Source organism: Telmatocola sphagniphila, from assembly GCF_018398935.1.
Lineage (GTDB): Bacteria > Planctomycetota > Planctomycetia > Gemmatales > Gemmataceae > Telmatocola > Telmatocola sphagniphila.
On the sequence record NZ_CP074694.1, the window covers coordinates 4,965,614 to 4,977,729 of the forward strand.

Here is a 12,116-nt window from a genome sequence, read left to right on the forward strand (position 1 = left end):
CAGGAATCGAAACTTCTTTACCGGACAACATTTTACGATATCACTCTGCCAGACAATCCTGTTTTTTCTTCACAATCCATTCCTGAGCGCGGCGGTATAAGCCTGAATTTAGCCACCTAGGAGATATGAAGTTTTAGTGAAGCTGCCCTGTTACGAGAGGCTCGACTCGATGAAGCTCAAATACTGGTCGCTAGTGTGTGGAACGGCCTTCGGCCTGAATCCCAACCTTCCTAGCCAAAATTCTCTTCTGGCCGGCGATCCCAAAGTGCCTGCGGCCGATACCAAAACGAAAGAGGACTTTGGGCTCACCAAGGTTCATTCCTACCACATCGAAATGACGGCGGAGGAATGGAAGAAAATGCAGGAAGTTGTGGGCGGGCGTGGGCCGGGCGGACCCGGAGGACCTGGCGGTGGTTTTGGTCCCGGTCGAGGCGGACCGGGTGGCGGACCCGGAGGACCTGGCGGCGGCCCGGAAGGCAGACCGGCGCAGCCGTCGGAAGCGGCCGGGAAAAACAATCCTCAAACGAAGGATTCCCATCGCGGCTCGGGTTTCGGAACCGAATTTCCCTGGGCGAAGGGAACTTTCGTCGGCGACGGCGAAACCGTTCAAAATGTCGGGCTGCGCTACAAGGGCAACGCCAGCTACATGGCCTCCTCACGCGGTTTAAAACGAAATATCAAAGTGGATTTCAACCACTACGAGGAGGAGTTGAAGTTTCACGATCTCAAAGCGCTGAATCTCAATGCCGGGGCCATGGACCCGACCAAAATTCACGAAGTGCTGGCTTACTCGCTGTTTCGTAAAGCCGGCGTAGCCGCCGCGCGAACGGCGTTCGCGGAAGTGACCCTCAGCGTTCCGGGCAAGTATGACAACGAACTCCTGGGGCTGTACACGGTGGTGGAACAGGTCGACAAGAACTTCCTGAAGCAGAACTTCAAGAACACCAAGGGCCTGTTGATGAAGCCCGAACGGGTGCGCGGCCTGGAATACCTCGGCGACGACTGGGCCAAGTACAAAACCATGTACCAACCTAAACACGACGCCACCAAGGAACAGGCCCAGCGCGTCATTGATTTCGCCAAACTGGTGTTCAAAGCCGACGATGAGCAGTTCAAGAAAGAAATTGGATCCTATCTGGATATCGACGCTTTCCTGCGCTTCTTCGCCGTTAACGCTTATGTGGTGAATCTGGATTGCTTCTTCAGCATGGGCCACAATTACTACATCTACCTGAATCCCGACACTAACAAGTTCGTCTACTTCCCCTGGGATCTCGATCTCTCTTTCGGTGGCTTCCCGATGATGGGCGGCGGCGATCAACAGATTAACCTGAGTCTGACGCATCCCCACGGTGGCGAGAACAAGCTCATCGACCGGCTACTGGCCGTGAAGGAGATTAACGAGAAATATCAGGCTCTGCTGAAGGAATTCGCCAAAACCATCTTCAACAAGGAAACTCTGTTGAAGGAACTGGAAAGCGTGGAAAAAACCACGGCTGGCCTGATCGCCAAAGAGAAGAAGGCGGCAGAAGCTCGTAAAGAAACCGGCGGCGGCTTCGGCGGTCCTGGAGGTCCTGGTGGCTTCGGCCCCGGCGGGGGAGGCCCCGGCGGACCAGGGGGTGGTTTCGGTCGAGGTCCCGGTGGTCCCGGCGGACCGGGGGGCGGCCTGACCAAATCGTTGAAAGAATTCTTCGAGCTTCGCACCGTGGCCGTTTCCGATCAAATCAACGGCAAGTCCAAAGGCTATGTGCCACAGGGCTTTGGCCCCGGCGGAGGCGGGCGCGGCGGACCAGGCGGCGGTTTTGGAATGCGCTTCCCCCAGCCTGGAGAAGTAATGCCGGAAATGATCCAGAATATGCTGAACCTCACGTCGGAGCAAAAGAAGAAACTCGCCGAAATTCAGAAAGAGACCGACTCCCAGATTGAAAAACTGCTGACCGAAGATCAGCGGAAGCAACTGAAGGAATTCAAGGAACGGGGCCCCGGCGGCTTTCCGGGTGGACCTGGAGGTCCCGGCGGTTTTGGCCCCGGTGGACCGGGAGGATTCGGTCCGGGGGGTCCCGGTGGACCCCCGAACGACGAATAAGACTTTTCCCTCATGCCCCGGGCTCATCGACCGAGCCCGACATTTTCATTGAATCGCCCATTCCCGTCTGGTACCGTACTAGCACTATCTTCAAACGGGAATTCAGTATGAAACGACTCGCCTTGTGGCTTTTTTTGCTGTCCGGTCTGCTGGCCGGCTGCGATAAATCGGCCAATGCTCCGGTTGGAGTAAACTCGCAGGATATGACGGGCATTCCCAAAGAAGCCCAACAGAAACTGGAAGCGCACGATGTTCCCGGCGCTTTACAAATCCTTGATGAAACACTCGTCAAGGAACCGAATAACCTCCCGATTCTCCGTATGGCCCTGAGCCTCTCGCAAGATTATGCCTCGCAACAGTCGAAGTCGAATCCCGAGGTCGCGTATCCCCTGATGAAGAAGTCCGCGGGTTATCTCCGCTCGTTGAAAAAAGTCGACAAAACGAATATTCCGAAGTCGTTTGAAGGACAGGTTTTTTACAACGAAGCCTGTGCCTTCGCCCGGGAAAACAAGAAAGAAGAGGCTTTGGCGTCCTTAAACGATTGTCTCGCCTCAGGCTTCGAGGAAGTGGAACTTCTGGATACGGATGAAGACCTGAATTCGATTCGCGAGCTGCCCGAATTCAAAGCGATTGTGCCCAAGTTCAAAGAAAAATTGCTGGTTGTTGCCAAGGAAAGTGCCCGGGCGACAATCGACACCTCGAAGCCTTTTGACTTCGATTTCAATCTGAAGACGATTGAAGGTAAACCGGTCGCTCTGTCGGACTATGCCGGTAAAGTTTTGATCGTCGATTTCTGGGGAACCTGGTGCCCGCCGTGCCGGATGGAGATTCCGCACTTTATCGAGTTGCACAAAAAATATCGGGACAAAGGTTTTGAGATCGTTGGCATCAATTACGAGAGTGGATCCGAAGCGGAAGTGAAGGCGACGATCAAAAATTTTGCGGATGCCGAAGGCATCACTTATCCCTGTGTGATTGGCGATAAAGCAACTACCGCTCGCGTACCGAATTTCCGGGCCTATCCCACGACGTTGTTCATCGACCGGGCCGGTAAGGTTCGCGCGATGCTGGTCGGGCTACACCCCCTGGCGGAACTGGAAGCTCTGGTGACCATTTTGTTGGATGAGAAGAAGTAATAAAGAAATTGAAACAGGGTGACAAACAGTGAGCGGTTGCTTCTGTTGTGTCACCCTTTGTTTTCACATCTTACTTCAACTTCACGGCGAACAGAAAATCGGGAGAGAAATCGCCGCCGTCGTCTCCTCCGGAATCATCACCGCCGCTGTCATCGCCACCGGAATCGGTGCTCCCTCCGGAATCGCCGCCGGTATCCGAGCCGCCGCCCGTATCACCGCCCGTGTATCCCCCCGAGTCCGTTGCGCCCCCGCTGGTATCACCGCCGGTGTAAACTCCGCTATTGGAGTTGTCTCCACCGCTGCCGTTGTCGTTCCCTCCGACGTTACCCGTGGGAGGATCGGGATAATTGGTACCGGAGCCCGAAGGGGTTTGGGTGATCAATTGACCCGTTTTGCCATCGAACACCTGAATGTCCTGAAGGCTACCGCCATGCGTCGTCACGATGATATCTCGAATGCCACTGCCGATGGCATCAGCCACCCGAACATCGACGCCATCGGTGTACGCCGGGTTATAAGCAAGGAAGCTATCGATTACGGAGAAGTCTGTTCCGCTAAAAGCTTTCACGGCTCCGCCCGGGGCTCCCGCTCCCGAGCTGACCACGATATCGGCCACGCCGCTGCCGGTGATGTCACCCCCCGCGACGGAAATTTCTCCATCGAAGCCGGGGAAGGCAAAAAAGCCGGAATTGTACATCGAGCCATCGGCATTGAACAGCGCCACACGCCCGTTAATATTCGGCCCGCCGGCTCCCACGATTATCTGGTCGGCACTGCCGCCGTTGAAGTCCGCGCCGCTCACCGAGATCGGTCCCAGGAAGCCGGGGAAAGCCAGGAAGCTCGACACTACGGAACCATCCTTACCACTGAAAGCCATGATGTGTGCGTTGTAATCCGCGGCAACCAGTATGTCTTGATACCCATCGCCATTCACATCAGCCGCCCCGACATTCACACCCCCCAGAAAACCGGGGAAGGCAAAGAAGTTATCGATCAGATTGCCGGTGACCCCGTCAAACACCTTGACGTGCCCACCCGCTCCCTGGGCCGCAACGATCAAATCCGAAATGCCATCTCCGTTGACATCTCCGGCCGCCACCGAAAGGGCTCCTTTGTAGCCCGGGAAGGGGGTAATCGAAGCGAAAGCGGGGTAGGAAGTTGCCGGATCGTAGAGATTCACCGTCGAATCGGTGTATCCGTTGTAGGAAGCGATCGCGACCAATTTGTCGGTTAAGGCTGCGGGGACAATTCGGGATTCCATGTTTTCCAGGGTTAACTGAGCCCGAAAGGCGGCCTTGTAGGAAGGCGTTGGATTGGGATCGCGCAACGAGTTTCTAAGCCATGTAAACATGACGGTAACCTCCAGATGTATGTCTTGTTTTGAAATCGAGGCGGGAGAGTGGTCAGGTGGGAGTTGCTCGTGCGAGCAAGCTGCTTGATCAGGGTCCCAGCAGTTTTTTTAAATCACAAAAGGGAAATGCATTTATTTCAAAAACTTGCACGGACGATGCTGGACGTGATGGAAATTTTATCTTTGGAGGGGGGTAAAGTCCTTGGAATGTCTGGAAATTAGTAGTGATTCTCGGCGATCTCCATCTCCGCTACTAACCCCCAGAATCCGTTCCAGCCATCTCATAGGGCCACTGCCTGGACTAACGTTCTGTGGTATCTAGCCAGCTGGTCCTTCCGGCAGAGGGAAAGTGAATGGCACGATTCGTTGTGCCTCCCAAAAACTGACAACGGCTACCAGCGTCGATTCCGCTTCGGCAAAGGCAATGTCCTTGGGAATAGTCGCTTCCTCATACGTTTTTCTTGTAACTTCGAACTGCTCCTGAAAGGTCGTCAGCCCCTGGCAGTCGATGTAGCGGGAGCGGCAGGCGATGCGGAATTCTTCTCCCGCAAGCTTCCAAAAATCAACCTGTTCCAGCCCGTGGACTCGGCGGATACGACTGAGGTCGTAAAGATCTTTTGCCCGCACCGCCTCGCCCGGCTTTTTCACCTTGGACCGATAAGCCGGCAAGGAGCTGAGAAAGGCCCGTAATTTCTCACCCGCTATCCGCTCCAATGTGTAAGCAAACACGAAATGCCCACCCACCTCGACAGGCGAAACAGAGCTATCGAGCATCTGTTCCGGAGCGGCCACATCGATTTCAAGAGCGGGGAGTCCTCTTATGGATCGCGCAAGGTCGTTGACATTTAATTTTACCTTGAACGCATCCCACCCGATGGGATGGCTGTTTGATGGATAGGTCCGGACGGTAAGCTCAGTTAGCTCAAATCGCACCGGCGCCTGCCGTTCAAAATGACGCCGGACCGCCGTTGCTATCTCCTCTTCTAAAAATCTTTGTTGCGCATCGCGACACGGATAATTTTGAACGAAGGACGCGGTGAGGTTGGTGTCCAAGTCGAGAGACTGACGGCCAAATCCCAGGCGAACGTTGAGCACTCGGGCTCCCTTGAACACCAGCACTTCATCGAGTTGTTTCGAGGCCGCCAGCGCGACAAAAATTTCGTCCAGCACCTGGGACTTCCAGTGCGCGCTGTCTTTCCGGTTCATGGGGTATTTACCAACCAGAGCACGTTCAGATTCTGGTAATCGACCCCAGGCAGCAAGGAGATGCAGGCGTGCGGACTCTGGCGATCAATCGCCAGCTGAGATGCGTCGAGGAATCGCCGAAACTCCGCACCTGGGGCGCCTCCAGCGAGTTCCAGCATAACGGCCAGGCGTCGTGCCGTGGCAGGATAGCTCATGATGCGGAGATAATCCACGAGGCGTTCTTCATCGATGCGCCGCGAGGCAACGGCTTCCCGCCAGGCTTCAAACACCACTTCTGGACCGCCGCAGTGGAACGGCTTGTAGAGGGTATCCAGCAGGGTTTGTTCCAGGGTAGTGATGCGAATCTGCGCGCGTGGCCCGTACGCCCTGGTCTGCACCCCGGGAACCAATCGGGAGGAACGGCGGGTGCTGTAGAACGAAGTTCCTTGAGCTTGAAAGAGGAGCTTTCCAAGCCCTCGTGGCGCTCGACTTTCGGAATTCATCAAGGATTCGGACGGCTCAGATATTTCTAACGGCAGACGTTTTTTATCGGAAGCGGGTGTTGGCAGTTGCAGTTCGGCAACGTGGTGATGTTCGACCAGCTGGGTCGTGAGCTCGTGAAACGCGACCGCGCTGAAGTAACAGATCACTCCCGACGGTTTGGCCGCCATCAATAACTCGAGTGGATCCATTTCTGATTCGGAGCTTGCTCCGATTTCGAAGAGAAAAACAGATTCGTTATCGACGGGGAGCAACGTGGCCAAGCGAAGCTGACAGATCCAGTCCAGCAGGGAAGCATGCGACAAATCGGACTTCACTTGTTCTGCAGCTAATTCTTCTCGGATCTGTCGGAACAACTTGTCGAGTGCGGGCTTCGTCCAATAGCGAACCGTGGGCCATTTTGACGACGGAGCAGCCAATTTTTGATTGAGGCGGGCCAGGAAGGCTTCGCGGTAAGCTTGCTCTTTTTCGAATCGGCCTACCTTGCGAGTCATGATTCATCAGATATGTTTATGTTTATGCTTGCTTAAGCAAGCATAAACATAAACATATCTGTAGTCAAGTGAAATTATTGAGTTTCGTAGGAAAACCACACACAATTGGTTTCAAAACCATCTCTCCGTCTCCGCCCTCGGTGCTCTCTGCGGTTAACTGAATTTGATATCTCACCCCACAAAAAAACCCGGAGGTTCGCTCCGGGTTCGCTTTGCTCTTTTAAATCGAAGTTCGATCAAACAAACTTCGTCTTACCCGGGATGGCGACCGGCGGCGTTTCGATCTTCATATCCCAGCTCATGTCCTTCGGTTCGGGCATCAGCTGCTGCTTGCTGGCCAGAGCATCGGCCCAGGTGATGCGATGACCCGTGTAGGTCGACATCCGGCCCAGAATCGCCGTCATGGTGCTCTCGGCCACGTTCTGCAATTCATTCAGCGGTTTGTTTTCGCGAATGCTGCGAATCAAGTCCACGTGCTCCTGAACGTACGGGGAGATATCCTTGTCCTTGCCCACCGTCTTGCCGTTGATCTGGTAGCGGGCGCTATCCTGGAGATCCGCCCGACCCTTGGTGCCGATGACGGCTTCGCTGACGTTCTGATCGCAACCGGGGGCATGTCGGCAGAAGCTGAAGACGCGAGCGCCATTCGGGTATTCATACTCGACGGCGAAGTGGTCGAAGATGTTACCGACATCCTTGGGATCACCGACCCGGCGATGCGAACGGCCGCCCATACCGCTGGCGGCAATGGGGTGCGATTGCATCAACCAGTTGATCACGTCCAAATTGTGAACGTGCTGTTCGGTGATATGGTCGCCGCACAGCCAGGTGAAGTGGTACCAGTTGTTGATCTGGTAGGCCAGTTCGGTTTCATGCCCGGCTAGTTTGAGGAAGTCTTTGTCATTTCGGGCGTGGAACCAGGGTTCCGTGCCATTCCAGTAGCACCGACCGCCCACCAGTTCGCCGATAGCGCCGTCGTGCACGGCCTTCACGGTATCGATGTAACCCTGCTGATGACGGCGTTGCGTACCGGCTACCACGGCCAGATTCTTCTTCTTCGCTTCATCCACTAATGAAAGCACTTTGCGGATACCGGGAGCATCCGTCGCCACCGGCTTTTCACAGAAAACGTGCTTGCCAGCTTTGATGGCTGCTTCGAGGTGATAGGGTCGGAAGCCGGGAGTGGTGGCCAGGATGACCAGATCCACGCCGCTGTCGATCACTTTCTGGTAAGCGTCCAGACCACCGAAAATACGATCTTCCGTTACTTCGGTACGACCGGAATACTTCTTCGAACCTTTCTTACGCTCAACCAACCCTGCTGCTTTTTCTTTGAACGCATCACCGACAGCCCAGAGTTTTACTCCTTTGTCGGCATCCATGCAGTTTTCTGCAGCCTGACTGCCACGACCGCCGCAGCCGATCAAGCCAACTTTGATGACATCGTCTTTGCCGCCAGCGTAAACGCCTCCAGCGGACAACATGGTCGCTGCGGTGGCCACCGAGCCGAGGGCCACGAAATCCCGTCGGGACGGGGTGTTGAAAGTGTCCGACATAAAAAGTCTCCAGAGAGGTAGGAAATTGATAACTTGCCGAATCAGCGATTCGGAAAATTATTTATCATCGTCGTCTTCGTACTCGTCGTTGCTTTTCTTGGTCACCTTGGAAACCAGACCTTTTAGTTCCGGTTGTTCTACCACGGCACGGACCACGCGAAAGCCGACTTTGTCGAATTTGGTCAACCACCAGATGCTGCGCGGCTCCTGCGGATCGTGCTTCATCCAGTCGGGTTTGGAATTTACTCGGGCCGCGCTGCGGAAGGCCGCGGGATCGCTTTCCTTCCAGTTGCCGCCACGCGTCACATGCGACCATTTATCGGCGGTCGGCACGATTACCGGGCAGGTGACGAACGGATTCTTCGCATAGCGTGCATAAGCTTTGGGATCGTATTGATCGAGCGTCCATTCCATGACGTTGCCGTACATGTCGTACAGACCCCAGGGATTGGGCTTCTTGGTGCCGACCTTGTGAGTGGTGCCGTCTTCATGTTCCGGCTCGGCGGAATTACCTTTCATCCAGGCATAGTCCCCCAGCTTCTTGGGGTCGTCACCGAAGAAGTAAGCGGTCGTGGTACCAGCGCGGCAGGCGTATTCCCATTCCGCTTCAGTCGGCAATCGGTAAGTGTGACCGGTCTTGGCCGACAGCCAGCGGCAATATTCCATGGCACAGTGATGAGTCATGCAAATGGCGGGCTTCTGGCCGTAGCCATGGCCATAATCGGAAGGAACGTAGGGCTTGGTGGGATAGGTGACGCCATCGACGCGGTCTTTATCGCCGGCCTCGGCTTCAATGGCCGTGTTCATGAAGGGTCGGAACTCGTCCCAAGTCACTTCGCATTTGCCCATCCAGTAAGGTTTCAGCTTCACCTTGTGCTGGGGGCCTTCATTTTTCTTACGACCCGGTTCCGATTCCGGGCTGCCCATCAGGAATTCCCCTTCGGGGATGGCCACCATATCGAAACTGACGTCCAAGCCTTTAATCTGGTCGGTATAGTCTTTATGAGGGGTGGTGGGTTTCGTCGTGGACTGCGCGCAGAGCGGATTACTGAAAGCCGATAAACCCAAAAAGGAAAGAAAGAACAAGAATCGCATCGCTAAAGGATCTCGAAAAGAAGAGGTATTGTCAATCAATTTCCGCGCTGAGTCGGGCTCCTCAAAGACGGCGGATCGAGGCAGGTACTCTAGTTATAATACCGAAAAGGGTGCGCAAAAACGCATTATTGGCAAAAAATCGGATGCAAAAATGCTGAACTTCAGACGATGCCCCTACCGCTGGTATTTCCTGCTGATCTTACTCGGCTTACCAGCCTCCGCACGGGGCCAAACCGCTCTGGAACGCTTCGAATTCCAGGAACCGCACATGGGGAGTCTGTTCCGGATCGTTTTGTATGCCCCGGATAAAGCCACGGCGGAGAAAGCCTCCCGCGCCGGGTTCGATCGGGTCGAGCAATTGAATCAGATCATGTCTGATTACAAGGCCGATAGCGAGTTGATGCTGCTGTGCAAAAAATTTGAAAAAGAAATCGGCGAACCGGTGAAAATCAGCGAGGAATTATTCACCGTTCTCTCGCAGGCCCAGAAGATTTCCGAACTTTCCGACGGCAGTTTCGATGTCACCGTCGGCGCCGTGGTGAAACTCTGGCGGATCTCTCGCAAAACCGAGAAACTCCCCGATCCGAAAGCCCTGGCCGAGGCCCGCAAACGGGTCGGTTGGAAAAACATTCATCTCGATGCCACCAATAAGACCGCAAAATTTCTGGTGCCGGGCATGCTGCTCGATCTGGGGGGCATCGCCAAAGGGTATGCGGCCGATGAGGGGTTAGACGCCCTGAAAAAATTCGGCATTGATCGTGCCATGCTCGCGGCCAGCGGCGATATCTCGGTCCGAGGAACGCCGCCCGATGCCCCCGGCTGGAAAATTCAGATCGGCAAATTGACCCGGAAGAGCGAAAATCGGGTTTTACTTCTCAAGGATCAGTCTGTTAGCACCTCCGGCGATGCGGAACAGTACGTCGAAATCGACGGCGTTCGCTACTCGCACATCGTCGATCCGAAAACCGGCGTGGGACTCATCGGCCATCGCAGTGCCACGGTAGTGGCTCCCAAGGGAATTCTAGCCGATTCCTTGACCAAAATGGCGATCATTCAGCCGCCGGATAAGTCGCTGCCGATTCTGGAAAAACAGCCCGGTGTGGAAGTTTTCCTCGCCGTCCTGGAGAATGGTCAGGAGAAAAACTTCGCCTCCAAAGGTTTCGAAAAGCTTTTGCAGAAGTGATGATCAATTCAACAGAAGTTGCTTCGCACCCGCATCCAGCAGTTTCCCGGCCAGTAGAGCGCCTAACTCTTGGGGCCGATCCGACGCACCAGAGATTTGATCGTAAATCCTTTGTCGCCCATCCTGAGAGAGTACCGCCGCCCGCAAGGTGAGGGTTTCTGCCTCCGCGATGGACTGCACGCCGATCGGCACCAGACAGCCGCCGCCTAAAGCGAACAGCATACTCCGCTCGGCCAGCACGGCGTTCCAAGTTTTGGGATCGTTGATCGTGCGTAAGGCTTCGACCGCCTCTACATTATCCTCGCGGCATTCCAGCCCGATGGCCCCCTGACCGACCGCCGGGAGCATCCACTCCGGATCGAGCCGTTCGGTAATTTGATTCTCGAAACCCAATCGAATCAGACCAGCCTGAGCGAGAATGATGCCATCGAGATTCTGATCGCGCAGCTTGCGCAGCCGGGTATCGACGTTGCCGCGCAGGTCAATGAGATTCAAATCGGGCCGGCGGTTTAGAATTTGCGCCCGTCGCCGAAGCGAACTGGTACCCAACGTGGCCCCGGCAGGAAGATCATCGAATTTCGAATATTTATGCGAAATGAAGGCATCGCCGATAGGAGCTCGGGCTGGTGTGGCGATCAGCTTTAATCCCTCGACAAATAGCGTCGGCAAATCCTTCAGACTGTGAACCGCGACATCCACCCGGCGATCCAGCAGGGCGTTCTGAATTTCCCGGGTGAAAACACCGAAGCCCCCCATGGCCGATAGCGGTCGATCTTGAACGGCATCGCCAGTGGTTTCAATCCGTACCAGTTCCACGCTGCCGACGGAGGGCACTTGGCGGAGCAAATCGGCAATATGGTTGGCCTGCCAGAGTGCCAGCGCGCTGGCGCGAGTTCCAATTCGAATGTGCGTCATGAAAGGATAAGCTTCAGTTGGTTCTTGAGTCTTTGGGAAATTTCTGCTCGGGAGTGCGTGCCAGTTTCCAGACGCCGCTTCTCTTCCGGGGAACGATCGGCTTTTTCCAACTCAAACCAGGCCGCTCGGAGTCGATCCGGTTCTTGAAGAGAACGCGGGAACAGGTGCCAGTGCAAATGCGGCACCTGATTTCCCAGCAGTTCGTAGTTCAGCTTATGCGGCTGGTACGCTTTTTCGACCGCCTCGGCCAGAGTGGCCATTTCGTCTAGAAAAGCGGAACGGCGAGGCCCCAGCTGCGAGAGTTCACTGTGATGAGTCTTGGAAATCAGCACGCAGTAGCCGGTGTAATACTGCCAGGGCCCGAGAAACGCGACCGAGTTTTCAAATTCCCAGACGATATCTTCGGGGGGCAATGCCGCCAGATTTTGAAGCTTCTGACAAAAGGGGCAGGTGGTACTGGTCATCGGTGTTCCAATGTCAATTCATTCCTTGACGCGTTAATTTAACTTTCGATTTCAAACAACTCTCTTCGTGGCGAAGCCACCCATCTGTCCTCTGTGTCCTCTGTGGTTAAATTTCTTGTCTTCAAATCTACACCGAAATCGACGCAGCAA

General features: G+C 55.0%; 10 protein-coding genes. 3 read left to right on the forward strand and 7 right to left on the reverse strand.

The genetic code is table 11. From position 1 onward, the window contains the following. The first annotated feature begins 169 nt into the window (after positions 1 to 169). Positions 170 to 2,086, forward strand: a complete 1,917-nt coding sequence (locus KIH39_RS19965) for a CotH kinase family protein (protein ID WP_213494985.1) — start codon at positions 170 to 172, stop codon at positions 2,084 to 2,086. A 107-nt stretch (positions 2,087 to 2,193) separates the two neighbouring features. Next, positions 2,194 to 3,222 carry a TlpA disulfide reductase family protein gene (locus KIH39_RS19970; protein ID WP_213494986.1) on the forward strand — a complete coding sequence of 343 codons (1,029 nt, stop codon included), beginning with the start codon at positions 2,194 to 2,196 and terminating at the stop codon, positions 3,220 to 3,222. A gap of 70 nt (positions 3,223 to 3,292) precedes the next feature. Here the strand turns inward: KIH39_RS19970 and KIH39_RS19975 are convergent, their stop codons facing one another. From KIH39_RS19975 to KIH39_RS19995, 5 genes are all read right to left on the reverse strand, one after another. Next, positions 3,293 to 4,573, reverse strand: a complete 1,281-nt coding sequence (locus KIH39_RS19975) for an FG-GAP repeat domain-containing protein (RefSeq protein WP_213494987.1) — start codon at positions 4,571 to 4,573, stop codon at positions 3,293 to 3,295. Between the two features lie 318 nt (positions 4,574 to 4,891). After that, positions 4,892 to 5,779, reverse strand: a complete 888-nt coding sequence (locus tag KIH39_RS19980; protein ID WP_213494988.1) for a nucleotidyl transferase AbiEii/AbiGii toxin family protein — start codon at positions 5,777 to 5,779, stop codon at positions 4,892 to 4,894. Then, entirely contained in the window at positions 5,776 to 6,753 is a 978-nt protein-coding gene (locus KIH39_RS19985; RefSeq protein ID WP_213494989.1) for a type IV toxin-antitoxin system AbiEi family antitoxin domain-containing protein, read from the reverse strand. The genes KIH39_RS19980 and KIH39_RS19985 overlap by 4 nt, the downstream gene beginning before the upstream one ends. A 236-nt stretch (positions 6,754 to 6,989) precedes the next feature. Beyond that, positions 6,990 to 8,309 (reverse strand): Gfo/Idh/MocA family protein, encoded by a 1,320-nt coding sequence (locus KIH39_RS19990; RefSeq protein ID WP_213494990.1) that lies wholly within the window; start codon positions 8,307 to 8,309, stop codon positions 6,990 to 6,992. 57 nt (positions 8,310 to 8,366) lie between these two features. Then, the gene (locus tag KIH39_RS19995; RefSeq protein WP_213494991.1) at positions 8,367 to 9,404 is read right to left on the reverse strand and encodes a formylglycine-generating enzyme family protein; all 1,038 of its coding nucleotides are present in this window, start codon (positions 9,402 to 9,404) and stop codon (positions 8,367 to 8,369) included. Positions 9,405 to 9,555: 151 nt separating this feature from the next. Between KIH39_RS19995 and KIH39_RS20000 the strand changes: the two genes are divergently transcribed. Further along, positions 9,556 to 10,587, forward strand: coding sequence for an FAD:protein FMN transferase (locus tag KIH39_RS20000; protein ID WP_213494992.1), 1,032 nt, complete (start codon positions 9,556 to 9,558; stop codon positions 10,585 to 10,587). 3 nt (positions 10,588 to 10,590) lie between these two features. Here the strand turns inward: KIH39_RS20000 and hemC are convergent, their stop codons facing one another. Together hemC and KIH39_RS20010 are read right to left on the reverse strand one after the other, a co-directional pair. After that, positions 10,591 to 11,502, reverse strand: a complete 912-nt coding sequence (hemC, locus tag KIH39_RS20005) for a hydroxymethylbilane synthase (RefSeq protein ID WP_213494993.1) — start codon at positions 11,500 to 11,502, stop codon at positions 10,591 to 10,593. Then, on the reverse strand, positions 11,499 to 11,966 hold the full coding sequence (locus tag KIH39_RS20010) for an HIT family protein (RefSeq protein ID WP_213494994.1): 468 nt from the start codon (positions 11,964 to 11,966) through the stop codon (positions 11,499 to 11,501). Before KIH39_RS20010 ends, hemC begins: the two co-directional genes overlap by 4 nt. Positions 11,967 to 12,116 lie beyond the last annotated feature (150 nt).

Excerpts from the sequence above, each read along its gene's own strand:
- KIH39_RS19990 (WP_213494990.1), bottom strand. The coding sequence starts at position 8,309 with ATGTCGGACACTTTCAACACCCCGTCCCGACGGGATTTCGTGGCCCTC.
- KIH39_RS19975 (WP_213494987.1), bottom strand. The coding sequence starts at position 4,573 with ATGTTTACATGGCTTAGAAACTCGTTGCGCGATCCCAATCCAACGCCT.
- KIH39_RS20010 (WP_213494994.1), bottom strand. The coding sequence starts at position 11,966 with ATGACCAGTACCACCTGCCCCTTTTGTCAGAAGCTTCAAAATCTGGCG.
- KIH39_RS19985 (WP_213494989.1), bottom strand. The coding sequence starts at position 6,753 with ATGACTCGCAAGGTAGGCCGATTCGAAAAAGAGCAAGCTTACCGCGAA.
- KIH39_RS19970 (WP_213494986.1), top strand. The coding sequence starts at position 2,194 with ATGAAACGACTCGCCTTGTGGCTTTTTTTGCTGTCCGGTCTGCTGGCC.
- hemC (WP_213494993.1), bottom strand. The coding sequence starts at position 11,502 with ATGACGCACATTCGAATTGGAACTCGCGCCAGCGCGCTGGCACTCTGG.
- KIH39_RS19965 (WP_213494985.1), top strand. The coding sequence starts at position 170 with ATGAAGCTCAAATACTGGTCGCTAGTGTGTGGAACGGCCTTCGGCCTG.
- KIH39_RS20000 (WP_213494992.1), top strand. The coding sequence starts at position 9,556 with ATGCTGAACTTCAGACGATGCCCCTACCGCTGGTATTTCCTGCTGATC.
- KIH39_RS19995 (WP_213494991.1), bottom strand. The coding sequence starts at position 9,404 with ATGCGATTCTTGTTCTTTCTTTCCTTTTTGGGTTTATCGGCTTTCAGT.
- KIH39_RS19980 (WP_213494988.1), bottom strand. The coding sequence starts at position 5,779 with ATGAACCGGAAAGACAGCGCGCACTGGAAGTCCCAGGTGCTGGACGAA.